The organism is Clostridium sp., from assembly GCF_030532265.1.
Classification (GTDB): domain Bacteria; phylum Bacillota; class Clostridia; order Clostridiales; family Clostridiaceae; genus Clostridium.
The window spans coordinates 20,289-46,689 of the sequence record NZ_JAUNLM010000007.1; the positions used below are offsets into that span (position 1 = coordinate 20,289).

29 protein-coding genes are annotated in these 26,401 nt (G+C 25.8%); 22 read left to right on the forward strand and 7 right to left on the reverse strand.

Features of this window, described 5'->3' with window-relative positions; translation table 11 throughout:
* Nucleotides 1-10 precede the first annotated feature (10 nt).
* The 8 genes from asrC to Q4E08_RS03130 all read left to right on the forward strand — a co-directional run bounded on the left by asrC (nt 11) and on the right by Q4E08_RS03130 (nt 8,448).
* Nucleotides 11-982 (forward strand): sulfite reductase subunit C, encoded by a 972-nt coding sequence (asrC, locus tag Q4E08_RS03095; protein WP_303128249.1) that lies wholly within the window; start codon nt 11-13, stop codon nt 980-982.
* A gap of 244 nt (nt 983-1,226) precedes the next feature.
* The gene (gene hemA, locus Q4E08_RS03100; protein ID WP_303128252.1) at nt 1,227-2,423 is read left to right on the forward strand and encodes a glutamyl-tRNA reductase; all 1,197 of its coding nucleotides are present in this window, start codon (nt 1,227-1,229) and stop codon (nt 2,421-2,423) included.
* Nucleotides 2,381-3,055: an NAD(P)-dependent oxidoreductase gene (locus tag Q4E08_RS03105; protein ID WP_303128263.1), complete on the forward strand. Its 675-nt coding sequence runs from the start codon at nt 2,381-2,383 to the stop codon at nt 3,053-3,055. Before hemA ends, Q4E08_RS03105 begins: the two co-directional genes overlap by 43 nt.
* Before the next feature lie 9 nt (nt 3,056-3,064).
* Nucleotides 3,065-3,934 carry a hydroxymethylbilane synthase gene (hemC, locus tag Q4E08_RS03110; protein ID WP_303128265.1) on the forward strand — a complete coding sequence of 290 codons (870 nt, stop codon included), beginning with the start codon at nt 3,065-3,067 and terminating at the stop codon, nt 3,932-3,934.
* 17 nt (nt 3,935-3,951) lie between these two features.
* Nucleotides 3,952-5,424 (forward strand): uroporphyrinogen-III C-methyltransferase, encoded by a 1,473-nt coding sequence (gene cobA / locus Q4E08_RS03115; protein ID WP_303128267.1) that lies wholly within the window; start codon nt 3,952-3,954, stop codon nt 5,422-5,424.
* A gap of 1 nt (nt 5,425) precedes the next feature.
* Nucleotides 5,426-6,391: a porphobilinogen synthase gene (hemB, locus tag Q4E08_RS03120; RefSeq protein WP_303128269.1), complete on the forward strand. Its 966-nt coding sequence runs from the start codon at nt 5,426-5,428 to the stop codon at nt 6,389-6,391.
* A gap of 13 nt (nt 6,392-6,404) precedes the next feature.
* The gene (hemL, locus tag Q4E08_RS03125) at nt 6,405-7,691 is read left to right on the forward strand and encodes a glutamate-1-semialdehyde 2,1-aminomutase (protein WP_303128271.1); all 1,287 of its coding nucleotides are present in this window, start codon (nt 6,405-6,407) and stop codon (nt 7,689-7,691) included.
* Between the two features lies 1 nt (nt 7,692).
* Nucleotides 7,693-8,448 carry a sirohydrochlorin cobaltochelatase gene (locus Q4E08_RS03130; protein ID WP_303128273.1) on the forward strand — a complete coding sequence of 252 codons (756 nt, stop codon included), beginning with the start codon at nt 7,693-7,695 and terminating at the stop codon, nt 8,446-8,448.
* A gap of 36 nt (nt 8,449-8,484) precedes the next feature.
* Here Q4E08_RS03130 and Q4E08_RS03135 read toward each other — a convergent pair whose 3' ends face one another.
* Nucleotides 8,485-8,634 (reverse strand): hypothetical protein, encoded by a 150-nt coding sequence (locus Q4E08_RS03135; protein WP_303128280.1) that lies wholly within the window; start codon nt 8,632-8,634, stop codon nt 8,485-8,487.
* Between the two features lie 175 nt (nt 8,635-8,809).
* On the opposite strand from Q4E08_RS03135, the gene Q4E08_RS03140 reads away from it, so the two are divergent.
* The 8 genes from Q4E08_RS03140 to Q4E08_RS03175 all read left to right on the forward strand — a co-directional run bounded on the left by Q4E08_RS03140 (nt 8,810) and on the right by Q4E08_RS03175 (nt 14,406).
* Entirely contained in the window at nt 8,810-9,316 is a 507-nt protein-coding gene (locus Q4E08_RS03140; RefSeq protein WP_303128282.1) for a hypothetical protein, read from the forward strand.
* An 88-nt stretch (nt 9,317-9,404) separates the two neighbouring features.
* Nucleotides 9,405-9,971, forward strand: coding sequence for a DUF3867 domain-containing protein (locus tag Q4E08_RS03145; RefSeq protein WP_303128284.1), 567 nt, complete (start codon nt 9,405-9,407; stop codon nt 9,969-9,971).
* An 84-nt stretch (nt 9,972-10,055) separates the two neighbouring features.
* Complete coding sequence (locus Q4E08_RS03150; RefSeq protein ID WP_303128287.1) at nt 10,056-10,922, forward strand: ATP-binding protein; 867 nt, start codon at nt 10,056-10,058, stop codon at nt 10,920-10,922.
* A gap of 318 nt (nt 10,923-11,240) precedes the next feature.
* Nucleotides 11,241-11,603 (forward strand): C-GCAxxG-C-C family (seleno)protein, encoded by a 363-nt coding sequence (locus Q4E08_RS03155; protein WP_303128290.1) that lies wholly within the window; start codon nt 11,241-11,243, stop codon nt 11,601-11,603.
* Nucleotides 11,604-11,842: 239 nt separating this feature from the next.
* On the forward strand, nt 11,843-13,174 hold the full coding sequence (locus tag Q4E08_RS03160) for an MATE family efflux transporter (protein WP_303128296.1): 1,332 nt from the start codon (nt 11,843-11,845) through the stop codon (nt 13,172-13,174).
* 22 nt (nt 13,175-13,196) lie between these two features.
* Nucleotides 13,197-13,952, forward strand: coding sequence for a carbohydrate deacetylase (locus tag Q4E08_RS03165; protein ID WP_303128298.1), 756 nt, complete (start codon nt 13,197-13,199; stop codon nt 13,950-13,952).
* 21 nt (nt 13,953-13,973) lie between these two features.
* Nucleotides 13,974-14,162 carry a DUF4250 domain-containing protein gene (locus tag Q4E08_RS03170; RefSeq protein ID WP_303128304.1) on the forward strand — a complete coding sequence of 63 codons (189 nt, stop codon included), beginning with the start codon at nt 13,974-13,976 and terminating at the stop codon, nt 14,160-14,162.
* A gap of 121 nt (nt 14,163-14,283) precedes the next feature.
* The gene (locus Q4E08_RS03175; protein WP_303128305.1) at nt 14,284-14,406 is read left to right on the forward strand and encodes a hypothetical protein; all 123 of its coding nucleotides are present in this window, start codon (nt 14,284-14,286) and stop codon (nt 14,404-14,406) included.
* A gap of 221 nt (nt 14,407-14,627) precedes the next feature.
* Here the strand turns inward: Q4E08_RS03175 and Q4E08_RS03180 are convergent, their stop codons facing one another.
* Nucleotides 14,628-15,329, reverse strand: coding sequence for a polysaccharide deacetylase family protein (locus Q4E08_RS03180; RefSeq protein ID WP_303128306.1), 702 nt, complete (start codon nt 15,327-15,329; stop codon nt 14,628-14,630).
* 349 nt (nt 15,330-15,678) lie between these two features.
* Here Q4E08_RS03180 and Q4E08_RS03185 point away from each other — a divergent pair, with 349 nt between their 5' ends.
* The 3 genes from Q4E08_RS03185 to Q4E08_RS03195 all read left to right on the forward strand — a co-directional run bounded on the left by Q4E08_RS03185 (nt 15,679) and on the right by Q4E08_RS03195 (nt 17,959).
* On the forward strand, nt 15,679-16,944 hold the full coding sequence (locus tag Q4E08_RS03185; RefSeq protein ID WP_303128308.1) for a uracil-xanthine permease family protein: 1,266 nt from the start codon (nt 15,679-15,681) through the stop codon (nt 16,942-16,944).
* 68 nt (nt 16,945-17,012) lie between these two features.
* The gene (locus Q4E08_RS03190) at nt 17,013-17,393 is read left to right on the forward strand and encodes a transthyretin-like protein (protein ID WP_303128310.1); all 381 of its coding nucleotides are present in this window, start codon (nt 17,013-17,015) and stop codon (nt 17,391-17,393) included.
* An 89-nt stretch (nt 17,394-17,482) separates the two neighbouring features.
* On the forward strand, nt 17,483-17,959 hold the full coding sequence (locus Q4E08_RS03195; protein ID WP_303128313.1) for a dUTP diphosphatase: 477 nt from the start codon (nt 17,483-17,485) through the stop codon (nt 17,957-17,959).
* A 38-nt stretch (nt 17,960-17,997) separates the two neighbouring features.
* On the opposite strand, the gene Q4E08_RS03200 is transcribed toward Q4E08_RS03195, so the two are convergent.
* On the reverse strand, nt 17,998-19,932 hold the full coding sequence (locus Q4E08_RS03200; RefSeq protein WP_303128315.1) for an ABC-F family ATP-binding cassette domain-containing protein: 1,935 nt from the start codon (nt 19,930-19,932) through the stop codon (nt 17,998-18,000).
* A 148-nt stretch (nt 19,933-20,080) separates the two neighbouring features.
* Between Q4E08_RS03200 and Q4E08_RS03205 the strand changes: the two genes are divergently transcribed.
* On the forward strand, nt 20,081-20,686 hold the full coding sequence (locus Q4E08_RS03205) for a TetR/AcrR family transcriptional regulator (protein WP_303128317.1): 606 nt from the start codon (nt 20,081-20,083) through the stop codon (nt 20,684-20,686).
* A gap of 43 nt (nt 20,687-20,729) precedes the next feature.
* On the opposite strand, the gene Q4E08_RS03210 is transcribed toward Q4E08_RS03205, so the two are convergent.
* Both Q4E08_RS03210 and Q4E08_RS03215 read right to left on the reverse strand, forming a co-directional pair.
* Nucleotides 20,730-21,350 carry a DUF4397 domain-containing protein gene (locus Q4E08_RS03210; protein WP_303128319.1) on the reverse strand — a complete coding sequence of 207 codons (621 nt, stop codon included), beginning with the start codon at nt 21,348-21,350 and terminating at the stop codon, nt 20,730-20,732.
* An 8-nt stretch (nt 21,351-21,358) separates the two neighbouring features.
* The gene (locus tag Q4E08_RS03215; protein ID WP_303128328.1) at nt 21,359-21,898 is read right to left on the reverse strand and encodes a hypothetical protein; all 540 of its coding nucleotides are present in this window, start codon (nt 21,896-21,898) and stop codon (nt 21,359-21,361) included.
* Nucleotides 21,899-22,033: 135 nt separating this feature from the next.
* Between Q4E08_RS03215 and Q4E08_RS03220 the strand changes: the two genes are divergently transcribed.
* A complete protein-coding gene (locus Q4E08_RS03220; RefSeq protein ID WP_303128330.1) occupies nt 22,034-23,338 on the forward strand; it encodes an aminotransferase class V-fold PLP-dependent enzyme in 1,305 nt (434 codons plus the stop codon).
* Between the two features lie 335 nt (nt 23,339-23,673).
* On the opposite strand, the gene Q4E08_RS03225 is transcribed toward Q4E08_RS03220, so the two are convergent.
* Nucleotides 23,674-24,891, reverse strand: a complete 1,218-nt coding sequence (locus Q4E08_RS03225; protein WP_303128333.1) for a 6-phosphofructokinase — start codon at nt 24,889-24,891, stop codon at nt 23,674-23,676.
* 269 nt (nt 24,892-25,160) lie between these two features.
* On the opposite strand from Q4E08_RS03225, the gene Q4E08_RS03230 reads away from it, so the two are divergent.
* Nucleotides 25,161-25,580, forward strand: coding sequence for a Fur family transcriptional regulator (locus Q4E08_RS03230; RefSeq protein ID WP_303128336.1), 420 nt, complete (start codon nt 25,161-25,163; stop codon nt 25,578-25,580).
* Nucleotides 25,581-25,596: 16 nt separating this feature from the next.
* Here Q4E08_RS03230 and Q4E08_RS03235 read toward each other — a convergent pair whose 3' ends face one another.
* The gene (locus Q4E08_RS03235; RefSeq protein ID WP_303128339.1) at nt 25,597-26,391 is read right to left on the reverse strand and encodes a metal ABC transporter permease; all 795 of its coding nucleotides are present in this window, start codon (nt 26,389-26,391) and stop codon (nt 25,597-25,599) included.
* Nucleotides 26,392-26,401: the final 10 nt, after the last annotated feature.

The window sequence follows — 26,401 nt, forward strand, 5'->3', positions numbered from 1 at the left end:
GAACGTTTTTATGGATATGAATACAAAGAAGCTTAAGAAAAATGCGTTCAGAGTAACTAAAACAAGAGGAGTTACAGCTTCAAGAGTTAGAGTACCAGGTGGACACTTAGACTCAAAATATTTAGGAATGATTCAAGAAATTGCAGATAAGTATGGTAATGGATCTGTTCATATAACAACAAGACAAGGATTTGAAATTCCAGGAATTAAATTTGAAAATATTGATGAAGTAAACAAAATGCTTCAACCTATAATAGAGGGACTTCAAATAAATCAAGAAGTTAAGGGAGAAGGATATACAGCAGCTGGAACAAGAAACGTTGCAGCTTGTATAGGAAATAATGTTTGTCCTTTTGCAAATTATAACACAACTAATTTTGCAAAAAGAATAGAAGAAGCAATATTCCCAAATGATCTTCATTTTAAAATAGCTCTTACTGGATGTCCAAATGATTGTATAAAGGCTAGAATGCACGACTTTGGAATAATAGGGATGACAAAACCACAATATGATTATTACAGATGTGTAAGTTGTGGAGCTTGTGTTAAAGCTTGTAAGAAGAAAGCAACAGGGGCATTAACTTTTGAAAATTATAAAGTAAAAAGAGATGCTAGTAAATGTATAGGTTGTGGAGAATGTGTAATGTCATGTCCTACAAGAGCTTGGACTAGAAGTAAAGAAAAATATTATAGACTTTCAATAATGGGAAGAACAGGAAAGAAAAATCCAAGACTTGGAGAAGACTTTTTAATTTGGGCTGATGAAGATAGTATAGTTAAAATTATAGAAAATACTTATAAATACGTAAAAGAATATATAGCAAAAGATGCACCAGGTGGAAAAGAGCATATTGGATATATTATTGATAGAACAGGATTTATGGAATGGAAAAAATGGGCTTTAGAAGGAGTTACTCTTTCAGATGAAGCTATAATGAAAAATAATGTTTACTGGAGTGGAATAAAATATCCTAATCTTTAATAATTTTTAGTTCTAAATCTCATATAACTACGAGTTTATATAAAATATAATAAAAAGTTATTTGAATATCACTAGAATCTGATTTACAATTTATATTGAAAGTCAAATTTCTAGTGATATTTTTATTTAATAAAATATAATAAAAAAATAAAATAGAAGATAAATATAAATCGTTGTATAATGTTAAAGATAGTTATAAATAATATTTTATAAATTTATATAAATTAATTAATGGAGTGAGACGATGATAGCAGTTTTAGGAATACGAAAACATATTCCATTGCACATAAGGGAAAAATTTTCTATAAAGCAAACCCTTAGAGAAAAAGCAACAAAGGAACTAAAGGAAAGCCTTGAAGAAGTAGTTATATTAAGTACTTGTAATAGGACAGAAATATATTTTAATCATTCTTTATCTAAAAAAGAGGCTTTAGAAAAAATATTTAAAGCATTAAATTGGGAAGAGGAATTAAGAGAATATATTTTTTATATAGAAGGTGATGAAGCAGCAATACATTTATTTAAAGTAATATGTGGTTTCCATTCTAAAATATTAGGAGAAGATCAGATTTTAGGTCAAGTGAAAGATGCGTATATGTATGCGTTAGAAGCAAAATCAATAAATTTAGAACTTCAAAGATTATTTCAAGAGGGAATAACATGTGGTAAGAAATTTAGAAATGAGGCTAAGCTTTATGAAATACCAGTGTCATCAGCATCAATTGCTGTTAATAAGGCTATTGAGAGTAATTGTGAAAAATTTATGGTTTTAGGACATGGGGATGTAGGGCAGCTTGTTGTGAAGCATTTGTTATCTCACAATGTTAAAGAGATAATTATAGCAGTAAGAAATGTAAGTTCTTTAAGCTATGAAGAAGAAAATATTAAAGTAATAAGTTTTAATGATAGAGAAAAGTACATAAATAGTGTTGATTGTATAATATCTTGTACTTCAGCACCTCATACAGTAATTACAGAAAAAGAAATAAATATTGAAGGTAATGATATTATAATATTTGATTTAGCACTTCCAAGAGATGTTAGTGAAGAAGTTAAAAATATAAATAGGGTTACTGTTTATAACATAGATGAAATTAGTAAAGTAGATGACATAAATAAAGAACTTAGAGTTCAAAGAATGAAAGAATTTTATTATTTAATAGATGAGTACATAGAAGTTTATAATAATTGGAGAAGACTTAGAGAAGTAACGCCATATATAATAAATTTTAAAAAGCACGGAGATTTAATTTACAAGAAAAGGTATGAAACATTTAAAAATAAAGAAAGTAAAGAAGATAAGCTAGTAAAAATGCTTATGAAAAGTACATCTGATGCTTATGTAAATAAGGCTATAGAAGTTTTGAAGGAAGAAACTATAAAAGGTCGTGGTAATGAATGCATGAGGATTTTAGAGAAAATATTCATAGAGGAAGTTTAAATAGATTAATGCTTTCACTTTTACCAGAAAGTTTAAATGTATTAGTAATTGGTGCTGGAAGAGCAGCTTTTATTAAAGCAAATACTTTTTTAAAAAGTGGAAGTAAAGTTGTTGTTGTTGGAAAAGATATAAGTGAAGATTTTTATAAAGTAAAAGATGAAAATTTAAAAATAATAAAAGATGAATATAATAAAACATATTTAAAAGGGAAACATATAATTATTATTGCAATAGATAATGAATATGTTATGTATAATATAATAGAAGATTGTAAATCTGAAGATAAAATATATATAAATTGTAATGATACAACAAAAAGTATGGGTATGATACCTATGAATATAAATTCTAATGAAATTATTATAGGTATTAATACTTTAAGAGGAAATCCTAAGGGGGCAAGATTTGTATCAAATAAAATATTAAATGAAGCTAAAAATTTAGATGAATTTATAAAAGTAACTTCTATAATTAGAAATAATTTAAAAAATATTGATTGTAATAAAAATGAAATATTAGATTTTATAATAAGTGATGATTTTAAATTAGCTGTAGATAAAGGTAAGGAGAAGATTTTATTAAATCTTTTTTATGATAATGATTTAGTAGATAAATTATTTTATATTAGGTAGGGTGAAAAAATGAAATTTGTAGTAGCAACAAGAAAATCTATGCTGGCACAAGTTCAAGCAGATAGATTTATAGATTTGTTAAAGACAGTTAATGTAGAGGGTGAAAAGCTTCTAGTTATAACTGAAGGAGATAGAAGATTAGATATAACTTTAAATAAAATAGGTGGAAAAGGTTTATTTGTTAAGGAAATAGAGCAGAAAATGATAGAAAAAGAAGCTCATATAGCTGTACATAGTATGAAAGATGTACCACATGAACTTCCTGAAGGTTTTGAACTTATATGTATACCTGAAAGAGAAGACATAAGAGATGTGTTTGTATCAGCAAATGGCATTCATTTTAATGAATTAAAAAAAGGTGCAGTAATTGGAACAAGTAGTTTAAGAAGAGAGGTTATGCTTAAAGAACTTAGACCAGATTTAAATATTGTTCCGATAAGAGGTAATGTGCAAACAAGACTTAAAAAAATGAAAGACGAAAATATGGATGGAATAATACTTGCTGCAGCGGGACTTAAAAGATTAAACATGGAAGATATAATAACAGATTATTTTAATCCTAAAGAATTTTTACCAGCAGTTGGACAAGGTGCCCTTGGAATAGAGTGTCTTGAAAGTTTAGAAAATAAAGAAGTTTTAAAGAAACTTGATAATAAAGAAGTTAGATTACAAGTATTAGCAGAAAGAAGCTTTATGAGAGCTTTAGGTGGAGATTGCCATAGCATGATTGGAGTTTACTCTGAAATTCAAGATGATAATTTATATATGATAGGAACTTTTTTAGTTAATGGGAAAGTAGTTAAAAAAGACATATTAGGACATAAAAATAATGGTGAAGAATTAGGAAAAACTTTAGCAAAGAAAATATTAAGTGAGTAGGATTTAGGAGGAAACTTATGAGTAAAGCTTATATTATAGGTACAGGACCAGGAGATGAGGAACTTTTAACTTTAAAAGCGAAGAGAGTAATAAATGAATGTACAGCAGTACTTTATGATAGATTAGTTTCAAATAATATTTTAAATTATTTAAATGAAGATTGTGAAATTTATTATTGTGGAAAAGAGCCAGGAGCTCATTATAAAACACAAGAAGAAATAAATGATATGATTGTAAAACTTGCAAAAGAAGGTCATATTGTAGGAAGAATAAAAGGTGGAGATCCATATGTATTTGGAAGAGGAGGAGAAGAAGTTATAGCATGTAGAGAAGCTGGTATAGAATTTGAAGTTATACCAGGAGTTACATCACCTATAGCTGTATTAAATTATGCTGGAATTCCAATAACACATAGGGGAATAGCACAAAGTTTTCATATTGTAACTGGAATGTCAGCTAAAGATTTAAATGTAAATTATGAAGCATTAGCTAAAGAAAATGGAACTTTAGTATTTATGATGGGACTTTCAAATATTGATAGAATTACAAGTGAACTTATAAAATATGGAAAAGATAGAAATACTAAAGCTGCTGTAGTTATGAGAGGAACTTCTTCAAAACAGAAAAAAGTTATTGGAAATTTAGAGAATATAGGTGATAAAGCTAGAGAAGCAAATTTACAATCTCCATGTATAATAGTAATTGGAGATGTTGTATCTTTAGAAAATGAATTATCATGGTATGAAAATAAACCTTTATTTGGGAAAAATATATGTATAACACGTTCAAAGGAACAATCTAAGGATTTAAAGATTGAACTTAAAAAATTAGGTGCTGAAGTTACAGAAATAAATTCTATAGTTATAAAAGATACATCAGATAAACTAGATAGTATTAAAGATGATTTAAGTATATTTGACCATATATTATTTACTTCTGTAAACGGAGTTAATAAATTTTTTGATTATTTAGTTAAAGAAAAGATTGATGTTAGAAATATAAAAGCGAAAGTATCATCTATTGGAAAAGCAACAACTAAAGCTTTAGAAATGAGAGGAATAATTCCTTTTAAAACTTCAAGAGAATTTGTTGGAGAAAAACTTTTTGATACTATAAAACCTTTTATAAAGGAAGGGGACAGAATCCTTATACCTTCATCATCAAAAAGCAGACCTTTCTTAGCTGAAGAACTTAAAAAATTAGGAGCTATAGTTACAAAAATAAATGTTTATGATGTAACAAAAGGTGAAGTCAAAAATACTAAAGCTTTTGATGAAGTTGATGCAATATTATTTACATCACCATCAACTTTTGAAAATATGAAAGAAATGGTTGGTCTTGATAAAATAAAAGAAAAAATTTGTATAGCAATAGGACCTATAACAAATAAAGCATTAAATGAAAGTGGAGTAAATTCATTTGTTTGTAAGGAACATTCACAAGAAGGATTTTTAAAAGAGATAAAGGATATATTAAAGGAAGTGCATTAAAATGATAAAAAGAGGAAGAAGATTAAGAGTAAATGAAAATATGAGGAGTTTAGTAAGAGAAACTTCATTAGCTCCTGAAGATTTTATATTACCATTATTTGTTGTTGAAGGAAATGGAATAAAAAAAGAAATAGAATCTTTACCTGATGTATATCATTATTCAATAGATATGTTAGATGGAGTTATAAATGAAGCTGTAACGCTTGGAATAAAAGGAGTAATTTTATTTGGTATACCAGATCATAAAGATTCTTGTGGTAGTGAATCATTTGCAGAAGATGGAATTGTTCAAAAAGCTATAAGAAAGATAAAAGAAATAACAAAAGATATTTTAATAGTTACAGATGTTTGTATGTGTGAATATACAGATCATGGTCATTGTGGAATAATACATAATCATGATGTAGATAATGACGAAACATTAGATTATTTATGTAAAATAGCTGTATCACATGCTAAAGCTGGAGCAGAAGTTATAGCTCCATCTGATATGATGGATGGAAGAGTTTATAGAATCAGAGAAGCTCTTGATAAAGAAGGATTTAAAAATGTTTCAATAATGAGCTATTCAGCAAAATATTGTTCAGCTTATTATGGACCATTTAGAGCAGCTGCAAATTCAGCACCTTCATTTGGTGATAGAAAAACATATCAAATGGATCCAGCAAATAGAAGAGAAGCTATAAAGGAAGTTTTATATGATATAGAAGAAGGAGCAGATATTGTAATGGTAAAACCAGCTCTTTCTTATTTAGATATAGTAAGGGAAGTTAGAGACACAGTTAATCTTCCTGTATGTGTTTATAATGTAAGTGGAGAGTATGCTATGATAAAAGCTGCTGGAAAAATGGGACTAATAGATGAAAATAGAATAATACTTGAAACTTTAACATCAATGAAAAGAGCAGGAGCAGATATAATAATTACTTATCATGCATTAGAAGCTTCTAAGCTTTTAAGAAAGTAAGGAGATATTAATTATGATGAATAAAAAAATATTTGAAGAATCAAAAATTTATATGCCAGGTGGTGTAAATAGTCCAGTTAGATCTTTTAAGGATATGGGAATAACTCCTCCAGTAATAAAAAGTGGAGAAGGAGTTATTATTAAAGATGAAGATGATAATGAGTATATAGATTTTGTTTTAGCATGGGGACCATTGATACTTGGACATTGTGATAAAGATGTTGTTAATGCAATAAATGATGAGTCAAAAAGAGCATTAGCTTTTGGAGCGCCAACTAAGCTTGAACTTGAAATGAGCAAATTTATGTGTGAAAATCTAGATACAGTAGATATGATTAGAATGGTTAATTCAGGAACAGAAGCTACTATGAGTGCTATAAAACTTGCAAGAGGATACACTAAGAAAAATAAAATAGTGAAATTTGCTGGATGTTATCATGGTCACTTTGATGGTTTCTTAGTTGAAGCAGGTTCAGGGGTTCTTACAGAAGGAATAGCAGGCTCATTAGGTATACCAGAAGGTAGTATAAAAAATACATTAATAGGCATATATAATGATGAAAATAGTATGGAAGAATTATTTTCAAAATATGGTGATGATATTGCTTGTGTAATTATAGAGCCAGTTGCAGGTAATATGGGAGTTATAAAAGCTAAAGATAGTTTTATAAAAACATTGAGAAGACTGTGTGATGAATATGGAGCACTTTTAATATTTGATGAAGTAATGAGCGGATTCAGAGCTGCATTTAAAGGAGCACAAAGTCTTTTTGAGGATAAGCCAGATTTAGTAACTTATGCTAAAATAATGGGCGGTGGTCTTCCATCAGGAGCTTATGGTGGAAAGAAAGAAATAATGGAAAATCTTTCACCTCTTGGGGGAGTATATCAAGCAGGAACTATGTCAGGTAATCCTATTGTTATGGCAGCAGGTCTTGCGACTTTAACTAAACTTAAAAATAATTTAAATTGGTATGATCATATAGAAAAATTAGGACAAAAGTTTGAAAATGGTATAAAAGAAATTTCAAATAAGTATGGAATTGGAACTGTTGTAAATAGAGTTGGTGGAATGATGACAGTATTCTTTACTGATGCAGAAAAAGTTGAATACTATGAAGATGTTAAGAAGTGTGATGGAGATAGATTTAAAAGATACTTCCTTCATATGATAAATGATGGATTTAATATACCACCTTCACAATTTGAAGCATTATTTTTATCAGTAAAACATGAAGAAGAACATATAGATAAATTTTTAGCTAGTTTTGAAGAATTTGCAAAAAGTGAAGTGAAGTAAGTTGAATATTAAAAAAGCTGTTGTTATTGTAGCTTTTGGAACAGCAAAAGATGAAGGGTTTAATAAGTACTTATTGCCATTTTTAAAAGATGTAAAAGATAAGTATGGAAAAGAATATGATTATTTCTTTTCTTTAACCAGTGAAAAAATGCTTAGTAAGTTATCTTTAGATATAAAGGGTTATAAACAAACTTTAGAAGAACTTAAAAATAATAATTATAAAATAGTTTATGTAGAAGCTCTGTATTTATCTAGAGGAAAAGAGTACTTAAAGGTATTAGAAGCTACAGAAGAATATAAAAAGTACTTTGAGAAAATTAAAGTTACAAAACCTTTAATGGAAGAGAGAGAAGACTTAATAGATTTTTACATAAATAAATATAAAAATATATTATTTATTTGTCATGGAATATTAGGAAGTAAAGATAACTTTGAAGAAAAATATATAAATAAAGCTATAGAAATTAATAAAAAGCTAGATAAAAGCTACATAGCTTTAATTAATAATAAAGAGGCTTATAAATATTTGTTAGAAGATATAAAGAAAGATAATATAAAAGAGATAGCTATAGTTCCTATTCTTATAACAAAGGGATATCACTTTAATATAGATATTATATCTGACAAAGATGATAGTATATTAAGTAAGCTTAAATCTATGAATATAAAAGTAGAAATAATAGATAAAGTATTATCACAAAATAAATTATTTAGAAATATAGTTTTAGATATATTTGATAATATGATTATAGAGTAAAAATAAAGAGGTAATTTTTAATTACCTCTTTATTTTTTAAATATCATCTACATCGGTTTCTTCACCATATCTAACAGTTCCCTTAGCTGAAAAACTATCTTTAGGACTTCTGTTTATAAATGTTCCATCATTAGGTTCAGGTGAATTAATATTTACTTTTTTTATTTTCTTATTTTTTTTATTCATATTTTAATAAAAACCTCCTTACAATAATCATTAGTTTATGTATATATATAATCATTATTCATAAAAAGTAAAAATAAAATTCATTAAATATCTAAAAAATTTACAAAATAGTTTAAAATATTTTATTTTATGATAAAATATATATAAAACTAAATTGTTTATTAGGGGGAGTAGAATGCAAGAAGAATTAATAAAATCATTAAGTACAATATTTATTGTGATGACTATCTTTTCACTTATAAACTATATTATTGTTTCGCTAGCTCTTTATAAAATAGCTAAGAAGGAAAAATTAAATAAGCCTTGGCTTGCATGGATACCAGTTGGTAATGCATACATATTAATTAGCTTAGGAAAAGGTAATATTGGTTTTGTATTTACTTTGGTAGTTGCAATGTTTAGTACAGGCTTAATTGGTGATATTGCAATGGCTATATATACTGTATATTCAGTTTACATGTATTTTGTAATATGTAAAAAATATAATGTTAGTATAATTCCTATTGCTATCGGAGTAGCATCATTAATAGTTAGTATGATTCCTTTTTTATCAATTTTAGTAATACCAATGTATTTAATAAACCTTTATGGACAATTCAAGTTATTAAAAGCAGCAGACAAAGAAATAATTGAAAATAATAAAAATATTAAAACAAAAATATCTTTAAGTAATGGAAGATAAAATATTTAGGATACCACTTTTTTGGTATCCTATTTTGATATATAATATGATTTAAGGGGACATAAATTTTTTTAAGGAGCTGAAATTTATGAGTGATGATAGAATAATTGATTTTAATGAATTAAAAAATAGAGTTAATGAGAAAGATATAGATAAATTTGAAAATTATATTTATGATTTATATTATAAAACACAAACTGGTGAAATGAATTTAAGTGATTTTTCAACTAATATTGCAGACTACATGGCAAAAAATAATATATCTCAAAAGAAACTTTTTGAAATACAAAAAAAGGTTATGGAAAGATATGGTTTTGATCCTTCTAGTATGGAGGAGAATCTTAAGAGTATGGGGTTAGATTTGAGTTTAGAAGATATTCAACCGGATTATGAGAAAATGAGAAAAAAGATGTCTTTTAAAGAAAAGTATAATAAAAAAATAGAATCAAAAACAATTGATACATATTGTATAAGAAATCAAATAAATGATGTAAAAATAAACTTAGATAAAGAATATGTAACATTAATAAGTGAAAGAACTATTGATTTAAATGATACTGAATTAAATGAGTTTTTATGTTCATATAAAAAGATGGTTGATGGAAATACATTGAAAGTTACAATATGTCAAAATAGTAATATATATGAATATTAAAATTAAAAGTCAGATTATTTTCTGGCTTTTAATTTTATTTTTTTTTAAAAGATGATATAATATCATGATGAATGAGGTGATAAAATGAGCGATATAGCAGGACAAGGATGTCCAAGATTAATTCCAGAAGAAGAAAAAAAGCCTTTAAAAGAAATAGAAAGAAGTATTGTAAAAAGATACAGAAAAAATATTTGGTCTAAATTTATTAAGGCTATTAAGCAATATAATTTAGTTGAAGAAGGAGATAAAATTGCTGTTGCAATTTCTGGTGGAAAAGATTCACTTTTAATGGCAAAGCTTTTCCAAGAACTTAAAAGGCATGGTCAAATAAATTTTGATTTAGAATTTATTGCTATGGATCCAGGATATCATAAGCAAATAAAAGAATTATTAATAGATAATTTAAATTACTTAAATATACCTGCACATATTTATGAATCAGGAATATTTAATGTTATAGATGAAAAGGCTAGTGATTATCCATGTTATCTTTGTGCAAGAATGAGAAGAGGATCATTATATGCAAAAGCACAGGAGCTTGGATGTAATAAGTTAGCTCTTGGACATCATTATAATGATGTTATAGAAACAACACTTTTAAATATTTTATATGCAGGCAATTTTAAAACTATGCTTCCTAAACTTAAATCACAAAATTTTGAAGGTTTAGAACTTATAAGACCAATGTATCTTATAGAAGAAGATTACATAAAAAGATTTATAAACTATAGTGGTATATGGCCACTTAATTGTGCATGTATGGTTGCAGCTAAAAAAGTTGGAAATAAGAGATTTGAAATAAAAGAATTAATAAAGAACTTAAAAGAAAATTTTGATGGTGTTGATAAATCAATATTTAAAGCTGCAGAGAATGTTTCTATGGATTCTATTTTAGGATGGGAAAAGGATGGAGTAAAACATTCTTACTTAGATTTTTATGATGAAGAGTAGTTATAAATTATTAAAAGGTGATTTTAAAAATCATCTTTTTTTATTTTATTAAATTTATCTCTATAGAATTTAATTATATTTAATGATTTAAATTTTATATATAATTTATTTACAGTAGTTTATTTAATTGGTATTTATATAAATTATTAAAAAGTAGAAATTTTTATATAATATAGTTTATATTTATTTAATATTCAAATAAATTATACTTTATTTTGATTAAATAGTATTTAAATATTATAATTAAATAGAAAAAAATAAAAATTTGATATATTATTAATAGTATAGAAAATAAAAAGTAGTTAAGGAGAATTTATAATGATAAAACCATCAGAATATCATAGTCAAGGTTATAATTGTGCAGAATCTATAATAAAGTCATATAACGAGGAATATAATACTGATATTCCAGTAGCATTAGGAAGTGGAATGGGTACAGGAGTAGCTGTTGGAAGTCTTTGTGGAGCGGTTAATGCTGCAGTATTAATAATTGGATACTTAAAGGGAAGGGAAAATAGATTAGATAAAAATGAAGCAAGAATGTATTCAAAAGAACTTATGAATAGAATTAGAGAAAAGTATAATTCAGAAATATGTTTAGACTTAAAGAAAAGTAAAGTAGGGTGTGGAGAAATAATAAATTTTTCATATGATGCACTTAAGGATATATTAAGCAAATAAATGAAACACTTTAAATATTTAATCTTAGTTAAATATTTAAAGTGTTTCAATTTTATATTATAAAAATTTATTTGAATACTGTGATAAAAATTAATTATTTTTTTATAGTATTTTGAATGAATAGTTAATCTTGACATTTATATATTTCAAAAGTATTTTATATATATAGATGTTTATATAAGCTTATTAAATGGCTTAAAGATATTTAGTAAATTTACTTAATAACGAGGTATCTATTTATGAAAAAATTAGATCCAATAAATGATAATATAATTAGTTTAGTTTTAAAGTTTATGTTACCAAGTATAATAGGGATGATTGGATTATCTTTATGTATATTTTTGGACACTATGTTTATTGGTAGAGGAATTGGAAATAATGGTTTAGCAGCTCTTAATATTTCATTACCAGTGTATAGTACATTTACTGCAACAGGTTTAATATTTGGAGTTGGTGGAGCTACGTTACTTTCTATAAATATTGGAAGAAAAAAGTATAATGTGTTAAATGAAATATTTACAACATCAATAGTTATAGCTTTTGGTATAGGAATAATATTTTCTATTGTAGGAAGTTTGAATTTAAAAAAAATAGCCATACTTTTAGGAGCATCTAATGAGCTTTTACCATTAGTAATGGATTATTTGAAAATTATTTTATTTGCAAGCTTTATGTACATATTATCTAATTGTTTAAATGTATTTGTAAGAAATGATCATGACCCTAAAGTTTCTATGTGGGCAATAATAGTAACAAATATTATAAATATAATTTTAGATTATATATTTATATTTCCATTAAATATGGGGATGAAAGGGGCGGCACTAGCAACAACTATAGGTCAATGTTTTGGAGTAATGGTTTTACTTACTCATTTTTTCAAAAAATCATGTAGAATAAAACTTAATATAAAACGATTTTCTTATAAATATATAAAAAGAATAATTACAAATGGATTTGCAAGTTTTATTTTAGAAATATCAGGTGGCATAGTAATACTTATGTTTAACATGACATTATTAAGGATAGGTGGAGATATAGCTGTATCAGCTTATAGTATAATAGCAAATGTTGCATTAATATTTATTGCAATATTTAGTGGAATATCTCAAGGAATACAACCACTTTTAGGAACAAATTATGGGGCCAATAAATTTGATAGAGTCATTTCTATATATAAAATTGGAACTAAGATTTCTTTTATTTTAGGTACAATATTTTTCTTTATAGGAATATTAGAACCACAAATTTTAGTAAGTATATTTTCAAGTAGTAAAGATGAATTAATGGAAGTTGCAAAAATAGGTATTATGATTTATTTTGTTGCATTTATACCAGCAGGTGTAAACATTGTAAATATTGGGTTTTTACAAGCAATTGAAAGATCAAAGTTTTCAATTTTTTTATCTTTAATGAGAGGATTAGTATTGATATTTATAATACTTAATATATTTTCAAAATTACTTGGATTATATGGAGTTTGGATGACTATACCAGTAGTTGAATTTTCAGTTCTTATAATATCAACTTTATTGGTAAGTAGTGTAAAAAATAAAATTAATATATATTAATAACAAAAGGGGATGTGGGAAGATGAACTTATTAATTAATGGTGATGATTTTGGATTATCAAAAGGTGTATCAGAAGGAATAATAAAATGTTTAAAAGAAGGTATAATGGGTGATACAAGTGCTATGGCAAATATGCCATTTTTTGAAGAAGCTATAAAACTTGCTTTTGATTCTGGAATAAATGAAATGGGAATTCACTTAAATTTTACATGTGGAAGACCTGTAAGTGAATTTTCAGAAGTAAAAAGTATATGTGATGAAAATGGCAATTTCTATAGAAAGCCTAATCTTATACCTAAAGATGTAAGTATTATAGAGGCTGAAAAAGAGATTAGAGCACAAATAGAAAAGTTTAAAAGGACTGGAATGAAAATAAATCATATAGATAGTCACCATCACTTTTACGCATTTAATAAAGATATATTAAATTTAGTAGTAAATATAGCTGATGAATTAGGAGTTCCTATGAGATGTCCATTTAATGAAGATAAATATATTTTAGAAAAAAAAGGAGTAGTTTGTCCGGATTATTTTGATAATTCATTTTATTTAAATAATATATCTTTAGATTATTTAAAAGAAAGATTGGATTATTTAAAAGATAAATATAATACAATAGAATTTATGGCTCATCCATCCAATAATGGACAAGAGCTTAAAAATATATCATCATATAATACGATAAGAGAAAAAGAATTAGAAATACTTACATCAGATGAAATGAAAGAATATTTATTAAAAAATAATATAAAAGTTATAAGTTTTTCTGATTTATAATAATATATAGGAAGTGAAGTTATGACAACAGAAGAAATAAAAGAAATGGATTCAAATATACTTTTAAGTATAATAAATCTTAAGTTAAGAGATTATTATTCAAATTTAGATAATTTATGTTATGATATGGATATTGATAAAGATGTATTAATAAATAAGCTAAAAGAGGCGAATTATTTATACGATAAGGAATTAAATCAATTCAAATAACTTAAATAAAAAGTATCTTAAAATAAGATACTTTTTATTTTGAATTATTTGTAGAATAAATGGTATAATATAGGTTATAATATATGAATAAATGCTTGAATTTGAAAGGATGGTTTTAAATATGAACATCAAAAAAACAGGTAAATTAACAGTTTTACTAGCAGCAACAACTGCTCTTGTAGCATCATTAGTTAATGACAAAAAAAGAAAAGATCAAGCTTTAAAAAAGGATGAAAATGAATAATTAAGTTTGAGTAAAAAATAATATAATATTATTTTTATCTATTGAAAGATTTATTATAAAATAAGTATTAAAAGTTATCTAGTTTTATATATTTAACTTGACAATTTTAAAATTTAATTAAATTAGAATTTCTATTAATTATAGAATTCATTGAAATTTTTTATTAAAGTATTTATTAAAAAGTTTTATTATATGAAATAAAGCAGCTTTTAAAGGCTGCTTTATTTCATATAATGGAATTCTTCTTTAGTATTTTCATTTATAGTCTTAAAGGTATAATCATTAGACTTGTAATAATCTATTATTGAAGGAAGAGCATCAATTGTATTTTTATTTATATCAGCGCAATGCATCAATAAAATAATATTATTTTTAGAGCTTTTAGAATTTTTTATATATGAAGAAGGAGAACCATTAGGATTTGCTCCATCCCCACTATCAACATTCCAATCATATATTTTAAAATTATTATCATGTAAAAGAGATACCATACTAGGAGTAAGTTTATATGTCATATTATTAGTTCCAAAAGGAAACCTTAAAATTTTAGGACATATTCCAATAGTTTTATTAATTAATTCTTGAGTTTTAATCATTTCATTTAAAAAGCTTTTATTAGAAGAATAAAGTTTATTTCTTTCATGTGAAAAGCTATGTAATCCTATAGAGTGCCCTTCTTTATAAACTCTTTCAAGAATATTTTCTTTACCATCAATTTCTTTGCCAATCATAAAGAAAGTAGCCTTTACATTTTTTTCTTTTAAAATATCTAATATTTTAGGAAGAACTTTTTTTGATGGTCCATCATCAAAAGTTAGATAAATTACTTTTTCTTCAGATTTGACAATAGCATTACAAGGTTTTATTGGAAATAGAGTAATAATTAAAATAAAGCTAAACATTAAAATAAAAAATTTTTTCATAAAAACACCTCATTAAAAAAACAGTAATAAATACTTAATATTATTTTTTCTAAAAAAGATAATTATATTCACTAATAAAAAAGTATTGAATATGATAAAAAGATGTGATATACTTCAAGAAAATAAAATAATCTTTAAGTTAGTCCAGAGAGGCTAGTAAGAAGTCAAATAATTATACTATAACTTTGTATAGTTATGCCCATATTTATATTAAAGTCGTATTTATACACTTCTTACTAGTTAGTAAGAAGTTTTTTTTATAAATAAAAACCTTTTTAATCCAGTCCAGAGAGGCTGAAAAGAGGAGAAGTTTTAAATTTCTCCTTAATATAATGAGGAGTGATATTTTATGCAATTATTTGAAACATGTGAATTAAAAGTAGAAAGAGACTTAAAGGCTAAAGCCTTAAGATGCGTTTTAGCACTTCAACATCTTATAGCTATGTTTGGAGCAACTATATTAGTGCCAATGCTTACAGGATTAGACCCATCAGTAGCATTATTTACAGCGGGAGTTGGAACTTTAATATTTCATATATGTACAAAAGGAAAAGTTCCAGTATTTTTAGGATCATCATTTGCTTTTATTGCCGTAATAAATGCAGTAAAAACAGATTATGGTGATTTAAGATATGCACAAGGCGGAATGTTCGTTGCAGGACTTATATATGTTCTTACATCTTTCTTAATTAAAAAAATTGGAGTAGAAAAAGTAAAAAAAGTTTTACCAGCTCAAGTTGTAGGACCTATGATAATGGTTATAGGACTTAATCTTTTACCAACTGCAGCAGGAATGGTAAGTAAAAATATTATTCTTGGACTACTAACTCTTGGCATAACATTATTAATAAAATTTTTTGGAAGAGGATTTACAAAGCAAATAGCTATACTTATAGGTGTTGGAGTAGGTTATACAGTAGCACTTTTAACTGGATTTGTAGATACAGCATTAATAAGCGAAGCATCAATGTTTGCAATTCCAAACTTTACATTACCTAAGTTTAATATAGGAGCAATAATGATAATAGCACCTGTAGTTCTTGCAGTTTTTATGGAGCATATAGGTGATATAACAACTAATGGAACTGTAGTAGGTAAAAATTTTATTGAAGACCCAGGTCTAAATAGAACACTACTTGGAGATGGACTAGCTACTTTAACAGCATCTATGCTAGGAGGACCTGCTAATACTACATATGGTGAAAATACAGGGGTACTTGCATTAACTAAAAATTATGATCCTTCAATATTAAGAATAACAGCGTTGTTTGCTATAGCTCTTAGTTTTATTGCTAAGTTTGGAACAGTAATAAGAACTATACCTGAACCAGTAATGGGAGGAATAAGCTTAATGTTGTTTACTATGATAGCGTTAATTGGAGCTAAAACAATTAAGAACGAAAAAGTTAAATTTAATTGGAAAAATATTATAGTAATTACTTCAATATTATTTGTAGGGCTTGTAGCACCATATATAAATCCATATTTAGATCAAAACTTTGGATTTATAATAGGAATTAAGGTTACAGAAGCCGTAACTATATCAGGACTAAGCTTTGCAGCTATAGTAGGAGTTATAGTTAATATACTATTAAATGGTATAAAAAGAAAATAGTAATTTAATCACAATCTTCAAGTAATAATCATATTGTGTAATAGGATTATTATTTGGAGGTTTTTATTTTGAGAAAAAGAAATTATGAGAATAAAGACAAAAAGAAATCTACATTTAGTAAAGAATGTGAGAAAGAAAAGCTTGGGAAAATAACTGTATATGCATTTAAAGATAGTTTAGATGGAGAAAAACTAGAAAACATAAAAATTAACCTTTATAGAATAAATGGTATTTCTCCTCATCTTGAAAGAAGCTGTTATACAAACAAGCTTGGAAAAGTTGAATTTTTGAACATAGACAATGGTAATTATAGAGTCATAGAAATAATTGATAAAAGTAAATATGATAAGCCAGTTTATATAAAATGGAATGAAATAAATATTACAAATAATTACACTGAAGAAACTATATATATAATTAATAAAGAAAAGAAAACATATAAAAGTTAATAAGAGAATCCATTAAATTGGATTCCTTTCTTTGTTTTATGATATAATTTATAAAAACTTTAATAGATAGAAGAAACGGAGATACATTTATGAAGATAAGAGTTAAATATTTTGAAGGTGCAACTAGATTAAAAAAAATAGAAAAAGGTAATTGGATTGATGTATATTCAAATAAGGATGTATTTGTTCCCGTCAATGAAAGAGCTATGATACCACTTGGATTTGCTTTAGAATTACCGAGTGGATGGGAAGCTCATTTAGCTCCAAGAAGTTCAACATTTAAAACATGGGGTATAATACAAACAAATTCAGTAGGTGTTGTTGATGATACATATATAGGAGATAATGATCAGTGGCATATGCCTGTATATTGTCTTGAAGGAAAACATTTTAAAGATGAAAAAAATTTAGATAAAAATGAAAAGTTTGAAGGAACTTGGATTAAAAGAGGAGATAAAATAGCTCAGTTTAGAATAATGGAAGTTATGCCAGAAATTGAGTTTTTAGAGGTTGAATCATTTGGAAATTCTGATCGTGGTGGATTTGGAAGCACAGGCAAAAGATAATAAAAAAAGACAAAAGCTTTGAAGCTTTTGTCTTTTTTTTAATCATTATTTAATTCTTCACTTAAAATTTCCCATTCTTCATAAAGACTTTCTATTTTAGCTTCAGTTTCAGAAATTTCTTTGTTAACTCTTTCTGATTCTTTAGGATTAGAATAGATTTCTTCTAAGCATAAGTCATTATTAAGTTTTTCTAAAAGTTCTTCAGAATTAGATATTTCACTTTCAATTTCTCTAAGTCTTGTACGTTTAATTCTAATTTCTTTTTGAGCAAGTTTAACTTTTTTCTTTTCTTCTTTTATTTGAGTTTTTGTTTTACCATTAGAGAAATCTTCAAATTCTTTAAATCTTGTAGGGTTTTCTTTTTTCTCTATATAATAATTATAATTACCAAGATATTCATTCATGCCATTTTCTTTAAGTTCTACGATTTTATTTATTACTTTATTTAAGAAATATCTATCGTGAGATACTATAAGCATACTTCCATCATAGCTTAAAATTGCATCTTCTAATGCTTCACGAGATGGAATATCTAAGTGGTTTGTAGGTTCATCAAGAAGTAAAAAGTTCGATTTAGATAGCATAAGCTTTAATAAATTTATTCTACATTTTTCACCACCACTTAAATTTTCAATTTTCTTGAATACATCATCTCCAGTAAATAAAAATGAAGCTAAAGCATTACGTATTTTTGTAGTAGTAAGGTCAGGAAAAGCATCCCATACTTCATCTAAAATAGTTTTATTATAATCAAGGTCTGATTGTTCTTGATCATAATAGCCTATATTTACATTAGTACCAAGTACAACCTTTCCTTTATCACTATTAATTTTTTTCATAATTATATTAAGAAGAGTTGTTTTACCCCTTCCATTTTCACCAATTAAAGCAACTTTTTCTCCACGTTTTAAATCAAAAGATATATCTGAAAATAGCTTATTATTTTCAAATGATTTTGATAAGTTTTCTATGTGAAGAACATCATAACCACTTTTTACAGCTGTTTCAAAAGAGATTTTAGAAGCTTCTTTTTCTTTATCTGGAGCATCTAATCTTTCCATTTTTTCTAAAGCCTTTTCTCTACTTTCAGCTTTTCTTACACTTTTTTCTCTATTAAAAGATCTAAATTTTTGAATTATTTCTTCTTGTCGTTTTATTTCAGCTTGTTGAAGATTATAAGCTTTAAGCTGAGATTCATAGTCTTTCTTTCTAAGTTCTAAATATTTTGTATAAGGTGCATTATAACAGTTAACATGACCATTTATAACTTGAAATGTTTTATTTGTTACAGCATCTAAGAAAAATCTATCATGGGATATTACAAGAAGAGTACCTTTATATGTTTTTAAAAATTCTTCAAGCCATTCAATTGCTTCTAAATCAAGGTGGTTTGTAGGCTCATCTAATAAAAGTATATCTGGAGATTGAAGAAGTAATTTACATAGTGCAACACGAGTTTTTTGTCCACCACTTAAAGTTTGAATTTTTCTGTCAAAATCTTCTTCTAAAAAACCTAAACCTTTAAGTACTCTAGCTATGTCCCCTTTATATGTATAACCACCTCTATGAGTATATAAGTCTTGAGCTGTTGTATAATCTTTTATTAATTTTTCATGATAGCTAGAATTAGACTCATCATAAGGTTCATTCATTTTTATTTCTAAATTTTTTATTTTATTTTCTAATTGAATTAGTGAATCAAAAACAGTACATGCTTCTTCATATATTGTATTTGTTGAATCAAGGTTTAAGTGCTGAGCAAGATAACCTATAGTTTTATTTTTATCTAAAAATATTTCACCTGAATCAGGTGTTAAATTTTTAGATAATATTTTAAATAAAGTAGATTTGCCCTCACCATTAGGACCAATTAAACCAACTTTATCACCTTCATTTATAGATACAGTTACATCTTTTAATACATCTTGTATACCATAACTTTTTTTTATATTTCTACAACTTAAAACAATCATATTTTATCCTCGCCTCGTATTTTTATAATCTTGTTTTATTATACTATTTATAAAGTTTTATATCAATTTATTACATAAATAGAGGTTTTAATATCCTTTAATAGGTGATAATATAAATATAATTATAAGTATTTTTATGGAGGATAATATGAGGGAAAATAATATAGTTAGTACTTTACTTTTGAAAAAGAAAAAAAAAGAATTAGATTTGTATAATTCGGCTTATGAGCTTTTTAAAAACAAGGGGATTAATAATACATCTATAGATGAAATAGTAAAAAAAGCTGGGGTTGCAAAGGGGACATTTTATTTATACTTTAAAGATAAGTATGATGTTGTAGATAAATTAATTAACTTAAAAAGCTCAATGTTAATAAAAAAAGCTTATCAGCAAACTCAAAGTAAAAATTTTAAAGAGTTTGAAGATATGGTATTTTACTTTATAGAATATATAATAGATTATTTTAAGGGGGACAAACTTTTATTAAAGGTTATAAATAAAAATTTCTCTTATGCTATACATAAAGATTCTAAACTTTTAGAAAGTAATAAAGAAGTAAAAGAAATAATAGATGTATTTTTGGAAGAATTATCTAAAAAAGGGATTAAGAAAGAAGAAGGAGAAATAACATTATTCATGATATTAGAGCTAGTTGGAAGTGTATGTTATAGTTCAATAATTTTAAATGAGCCAGCAGATATAGAAGTTATAAAACCTATTTTATTTAAGAAGGTTAGATGTATGCTTAGATAATTTTGAAAGGAGCTATCACTTTAAGATAAGCTCCAAAATTAAATTATTTATCACCGTCTTTTGCAATTATATAACCAAGTTGAGGTTCACCTTTTAATAAGCCTATAATATATAATGTTTCAAATTCTCCAGGAACTAAAGATACGTCATTTAATGTCTTAGTAGTTATATTACTATCTGAAAATAGTAAATCAAAATCATATATTCCAGGGGATAGAGGATAATAGCCGGTTGTCTCTAAATACTCAACTTCATTAAATAGGGGATCAGAATTTTTAAGTGATAATGTAAGAAGTGGAGAATTTTGAGATAAATTTATAAATCTTAAAAAAGATATTTCAGAGTTAGTTTTACTACCTGCATCTTTTAAGCTAAATAATGAAAGATTAGAATTATTAGTTACTAAACTTACAGTATATACGTTAGAAGGTAGTAAAGTTATATTTTCTTTTAAAATTGGATTATCGTATGTTCCAGCTTTAAAGAGTTCTATTAAGTAAGTATCAGGAGCCATATTTACATATTGAGTTAATGTACCAAATTTAACATTTGATGCTAATAAAGAACCGTTAGCATATATATCATAAGATTCGGCTCCTGAAACTGCGTGAATAAATCTAATTTTACATGATAAGTTAGGAAGATTAGAATTTAATAAAAACATTTAAACACCTACTCTCTATAACAATACATATTTGTTAATTTTATAATTCTTTTTATTAGAGTTTTAGCAATCGGAAATGGAATCCTATAAGATTGCATAGTTTTTAAAATCATTGGATTATTAACTCTAATTTTTTCGAATATTTCATTTGGATTACATTTGTTTTGAGGTACTGGTCTAAATTTATTATCATTACAAATATCTATAAGGTCATTTTCATCTAAATCCATATCAAAATTTCTTAAAATTTCAGTTGGTATAGGAACATTAAATTCATTTTCCAATTCAGTACTAACTGCTTTGTTATAACAATAAAGTTCATTATTTTTACCTAAAGCATCTTCTATAGCTTGTTTCCTTAAGTCAAATTGAAAACCAAAACCTTCAGGAAGTTTATTATCAAAGTTTAAAAAATTATCTAATTTTATTGAATCAACGTTTGGACTAAATCCTGAACTTAAATTTCTAAAGGATGAATCTATATTAAAAGTTTCAAAGATAGGCTCATCTTCTTCTAGAAAATACATATATTTTTTATCTGGTTTCATTTTTTACCTCCAAAGAATAATATATATTAAATATATGAATTTAAAATATTGTTGTTACTTATACATATTCTTAAATTTTATTATATAGAACAATATAAGTTAGGGTGAGTACTATATAGTGGGGAGGTTGTTTAAATGGAAATGTATCGAAATGAATTAAGAGAAAAGATTATAGGTTTAGATAGTAAAATTACATTGAAAAATGGTAATAAATCATGTCAAATAAATTTTGATAATGCTGCCACAACACCTCCATTAAAGAGCGTGATTGATTATATAAATTTATTATCAAATTATTATGCATCTATAGGAAGAGGAACAGGGCAGAAGGCAAGTTTTACAACAAAAATTTATAATGAAGCAAGGGAATATCTTTTAGATTTTTTCAATATAAAAAACAAAGATAAATATACAGTTATATTTGTTCATAACACAACAGAAGGAATAAATAAAATTGCTCAAACATTAGTAAATAAAAAAGATGTAGTATTAACAACAAGAATGGAACACCATTCAAATGACCTTCCATGGAGAGAAAATTCTAAAGTTGATTATGTAGAGGTTGATGAACTTGGAAGAATAGATTTTAATTCTTTAAATGAAAAAATTAATGAATATAATGGTAATATAAAATTTTTAAGTATAACTGGTGCATCAAACGTAACAGGTTATATGAATGAAATTTATAAAGCTAGTAAATTAATTCATAAAGCTGGTGGAAAAATAATTGTTGATGGAGCCCAATTAGTTCCTCATGTAAAGGTAGATATGAGTGGAAAAAGCTCAGATGATTATATAGATTTTTTAGTTTTTTCAGCTCATAAATTATATGCTCCTTTTGGAGGAGGAGCAATAATATGTAAAAAAGATGAATTTAATTCAAAGAAACCTAATATGCAAGGTGGTGGGACTGTTGAATTAGTAAAGGATTTTGATGTAGAGTATTTAAATACTCCAGAAAAAAATGAAGCTGGAACACCTAATTTTTTTGGTGTAGCATCTTTAGTTAAAGCTTTAGAAGAATTAGATAAAATAGGCTTTAATAAACTTATTGCTAGGGAAAAAATGTTATTAGGAGTATTAAATGAAGGACTTAAAAATATAAATAATATAGTACTTTATGGAGATTGTAAAAATATACAAGACAGATTAGGTATAGAAGTATTTAATATAAAAGGTATTTATCATAGAGATGTAGCAAAACTTTTAGCAGAACACAAAGGAATAGCAGTTAGACATGGGTGGTTTTGCGCTCATCCATATTGTAGAAGGCTTATGGGAATTGATGAGGTTAAAGCTTCTGAGTATCTTATGGATAATTCAAAGAAAATGTATGGAATGGTAAGAGTTAGCCTTTCTCCATATAATACAATAGATGAAATATATGATTTATTAAATGAACTTGAATATATATCAAAAAATTATTCTAAAAAAATTTAATAAAATAGAAAAGAGTAGTTAAATATGAAAAGATGTGTCTATTGTAATAGAGAAATAGAGATAAAATATTTATTAAAGCAAAAGGATATTAATAAAATAAAATGTCCTTATTGTACTAAAGAGTTAAAGGTGAATAAAATATCTAAGTTATTTGCAGACTCTACCTTAATTTTAATTTCGGCTTTAATAATAATATTTCCTATAAGATATATTACTAAATTTAGCTTTATAGCTTTATGGGTAATATTATTTATCGATTTAATAAGACCTTTATTATATTCATATGAATAAAAGCACAGCGAAGATGCTGTGCTTTTTTACATTATGGTCATATATTATTTATAAAAAACTTTATACTTTGGAAGATTGTTTTCCAAGCATAAAGAAGGAGTTCCTTCAAATAATGGTGAAAAATATTCAAAAGCTTCTTCAGTTAAATTATTTCCATCTTTATTAATCCATTCTTTAGGAAAGTATTTAACATTATTGGCAACTTTAGATGCTTCAACCTCAAAAAATGATGTTTTATAAGGTGAATTACTTTCTCTTTTTATACCAACCATAGAACCATTTTTATTATCCATAGCATACTTTAATGCTTCATATCCAGCAAGGTAAGCTTCTTCGATATCAACCTTTGAAGCACAGTGCATAGCACATCTTTGAAGTACACCAAGTTCTAATGCTTTAACTCTAGTTGTAATACCAGCAGTTAATATAAGGTTTCTTAAGCATTCGCTTACTCCACCTAATTGGGTATGTCCAAAAGTATCTTGTGAGATACAGTTAAATTCAGTTATAAATTTCCCATTTTCATCTTTTAATCCTTCTGAAACGACAATATATACTTGATTTTGTTCTTCAAATTTTTTTCTTACATCAATTAAAAATTTTTCTTTATCAAAAGCTACTTCAGGAAGATAAATAAAATCAGCAACTTGTCTACCATTAATTTTTGCACAACATGCAGATGCTGCAAGCCAACCAGTATCTCTTCCCATTGTTTCAATAATAAATATTCCGTTATTAGTATATACTGATGCATCAAGATAAGTTTCAAGAACTACAGTTGAAATAAATTTTGCAGCACTTGCAAAACCAGGAGTGTGATCAGTATACATTAAATCATTATCTATTGTTTTAGGAATTCCTATAAATTTTATGTTTAAACCATTTTCTTTAGCATATTTAGATAACTTCGCAGTTGTATCCATTGAATCATTTCCGCCTACATAGAAAAATGCTTCTATATCTAATTTAGATAAAATATCTAATAATTTATCATATTCTTCAGTTGAATCTTCAATTGGCTTTAATTTATATCTACAAGATCCTAATCCTGATGATGGAGTGTATGTGAATGTATTTAATTCATCACAACTTTTAGAGGACAATTCTATAATATTATTTTTTAGTATGCCTTCAATTCCGTTTAATCCGCCATATACTTTATCATATAATTTTAATTCCTCATTTGCTTTAACTAAACCAACTACACTTGAATTAATTACTGAAGTTGGACCTCCTGATTGTGCTATAATACAATTTGACATAAATACTCTCCTTTAGAACAACATATATTTAGTATATGTGATATACTATTTAAAAATTAATCTACTCTGTTTATTAATATACAATAAAAAATGTATAAAATAAAGTATTTTTATTAAAAAAGTTAAAAAATATATTATTTTAAATTAATTTTTAAAATAGAATATACTAAAAGAAAATAAATTTTTACATACCTATTCCTTTAAAAATACATAAATAAGTGTTAATATTTAAATATAAAATCTTTTAAATTTAGGGTGGAGTATATTTAATGGATATTCAAAAGATACTAAGAGGTAAAAAAATAAAAGTAACTAAGGCTAGAATGGAAATTTTAAAAGTCTTATTAGATAAAAAAGATGGCATAACAGCTGAAGAAATTTTAGGAGTATGTAAAGATGAAGGGGTAAATATAAATTTAAGTACAGTATATAGAACTTTAGATTCTTTTCATGAGAATAAAATTGTTGATAAATATATTTTAGAAGATGGAGTATCATCTTATAAAATTCATAAGCATAATCATAGCCATTTATTAGAATGTGACATATGTCATAAAGAAGTTGAAATGCCATGTCCTATAGGGCAAATAGAAGAGTTAATAAAAAGACAAACAGGATTTACATTAACAGAGCATAATATTGAAATAAAAGGAATATGCGAAGAGTGTAAAAAAACATCTCAAAAATAAATTTTGAGATGTTTTTTTATTTAGAAAATAAATTTTTAATAAGAATTGTTAAAAGTAGAGTAAATACAGACACTATAGCAATAGTACCACCTGGTGCACTATTTATATAATAAGATAAGACTAGTCCAAACATTATATCAAATAAACCAAATAATATTGAAAAAATAAGTGTTTTATTAAAATTTTTATTCAATTGTATTGCTGTTGCAACGGGAACTACTATTATTGAAGATATAACAAGTATCCCCATTATTCTTATTGACATTGATATAGTTGCACCTATTAGCATAGTAAAAATATAGTTTATAAGTTTAACTCTTATTCCAGAAGTTTTAGCACCTTCTTCATCAAAAGTAACATATAACAGTTTATTATATATTAAAAGAAGAATAGCTAAGCATATAAATCCTGTTATAAGTATTAAAATAATATCTTGTTTAGTTACTGTAAGTATACTTCCAAATAAAAAAGAATTAACATTTGCAGATGCTTTTCCGCTACTTATAAGAATTATAGCTATACCTAAACTAAGTGTAAGTACTATGGACATTACAAGTTCTGCATAACGTTTATAATAATCTCTTAAAAACTCTATTATTATTGCACAAAGTGTAGTAAATAAAAATGCTGTTATAATTGGATTAACCCCTATAACAAGACCTATTGCAACTCCTGCAAAAGATGAGTGTGACAGAGTATCACCAATCATTGAATACCTTCTTAAAACTAGAAATAATCCTATAAAAGGACATAGTATAGATATAACAGAACCAGCTATGAAGGCATTTCTCATAAAATCTAATTCAAACATAAAAAGCTCC

Bases quoted from the DNA above. Each gene is read 5' to 3' on its own strand.
- Q4E08_RS03195 (WP_303128313.1), top strand. From the start codon at position 17,483: ATGAAGATAAGAGTTAAATATTTTGAAGGTGCAACTAGATTAAAAAAA.
- Q4E08_RS03185 (WP_303128308.1), top strand. From the start codon at position 15,679: ATGCAATTATTTGAAACATGTGAATTAAAAGTAGAAAGAGACTTAAAG.
- hemB (WP_303128269.1), top strand. From the start codon at position 5,426: ATGATAAAAAGAGGAAGAAGATTAAGAGTAAATGAAAATATGAGGAGT.
- Q4E08_RS03175 (WP_303128305.1), top strand. From the start codon at position 14,284: ATGAACATCAAAAAAACAGGTAAATTAACAGTTTTACTAGCAGCAACA.
- Q4E08_RS03145 (WP_303128284.1), top strand. From the start codon at position 9,405: ATGAGTGATGATAGAATAATTGATTTTAATGAATTAAAAAATAGAGTT.
- Q4E08_RS03210 (WP_303128319.1), bottom strand. From the start codon at position 21,350: ATGTTTTTATTAAATTCTAATCTTCCTAACTTATCATGTAAAATTAGA.
- Q4E08_RS03160 (WP_303128296.1), top strand. From the start codon at position 11,843: ATGAAAAAATTAGATCCAATAAATGATAATATAATTAGTTTAGTTTTA.
- asrC (WP_303128249.1), top strand. From the start codon at position 11: ATGGATATGAATACAAAGAAGCTTAAGAAAAATGCGTTCAGAGTAACT.
- Q4E08_RS03180 (WP_303128306.1), bottom strand. From the start codon at position 15,329: ATGAAAAAATTTTTTATTTTAATGTTTAGCTTTATTTTAATTATTACT.
- Q4E08_RS03215 (WP_303128328.1), bottom strand. From the start codon at position 21,898: ATGAAACCAGATAAAAAATATATGTATTTTCTAGAAGAAGATGAGCCT.
- Q4E08_RS03225 (WP_303128333.1), bottom strand. From the start codon at position 24,891: ATGTCAAATTGTATTATAGCACAATCAGGAGGTCCAACTTCAGTAATT.
- Q4E08_RS03140 (WP_303128282.1), top strand. From the start codon at position 8,810: ATGCAAGAAGAATTAATAAAATCATTAAGTACAATATTTATTGTGATG.
- Q4E08_RS03150 (WP_303128287.1), top strand. From the start codon at position 10,056: ATGAGCGATATAGCAGGACAAGGATGTCCAAGATTAATTCCAGAAGAA.
- Q4E08_RS03230 (WP_303128336.1), top strand. From the start codon at position 25,161: ATGGATATTCAAAAGATACTAAGAGGTAAAAAAATAAAAGTAACTAAG.
- Q4E08_RS03165 (WP_303128298.1), top strand. From the start codon at position 13,197: ATGAACTTATTAATTAATGGTGATGATTTTGGATTATCAAAAGGTGTA.
- Q4E08_RS03220 (WP_303128330.1), top strand. From the start codon at position 22,034: ATGGAAATGTATCGAAATGAATTAAGAGAAAAGATTATAGGTTTAGAT.
- cobA (WP_303128267.1), top strand. From the start codon at position 3,952: ATGAGTAAAGCTTATATTATAGGTACAGGACCAGGAGATGAGGAACTT.
- hemA (WP_303128252.1), top strand. From the start codon at position 1,227: ATGATAGCAGTTTTAGGAATACGAAAACATATTCCATTGCACATAAGG.
- Q4E08_RS03200 (WP_303128315.1), bottom strand. From the start codon at position 19,932: ATGATTGTTTTAAGTTGTAGAAATATAAAAAAAAGTTATGGTATACAA.
- hemL (WP_303128271.1), top strand. From the start codon at position 6,405: ATGATGAATAAAAAAATATTTGAAGAATCAAAAATTTATATGCCAGGT.
- Q4E08_RS03205 (WP_303128317.1), top strand. From the start codon at position 20,081: ATGAGGGAAAATAATATAGTTAGTACTTTACTTTTGAAAAAGAAAAAA.
- Q4E08_RS03235 (WP_303128339.1), bottom strand. From the start codon at position 26,391: ATGTTTGAATTAGATTTTATGAGAAATGCCTTCATAGCTGGTTCTGTT.
- Q4E08_RS03155 (WP_303128290.1), top strand. From the start codon at position 11,241: ATGATAAAACCATCAGAATATCATAGTCAAGGTTATAATTGTGCAGAA.
- Q4E08_RS03135 (WP_303128280.1), bottom strand. From the start codon at position 8,634: ATGAATAAAAAAAATAAGAAAATAAAAAAAGTAAATATTAATTCACCT.
- Q4E08_RS03105 (WP_303128263.1), top strand. From the start codon at position 2,381: ATGCATGAGGATTTTAGAGAAAATATTCATAGAGGAAGTTTAAATAGA.
- Q4E08_RS03170 (WP_303128304.1), top strand. From the start codon at position 13,974: ATGACAACAGAAGAAATAAAAGAAATGGATTCAAATATACTTTTAAGT.
- hemC (WP_303128265.1), top strand. From the start codon at position 3,065: ATGAAATTTGTAGTAGCAACAAGAAAATCTATGCTGGCACAAGTTCAA.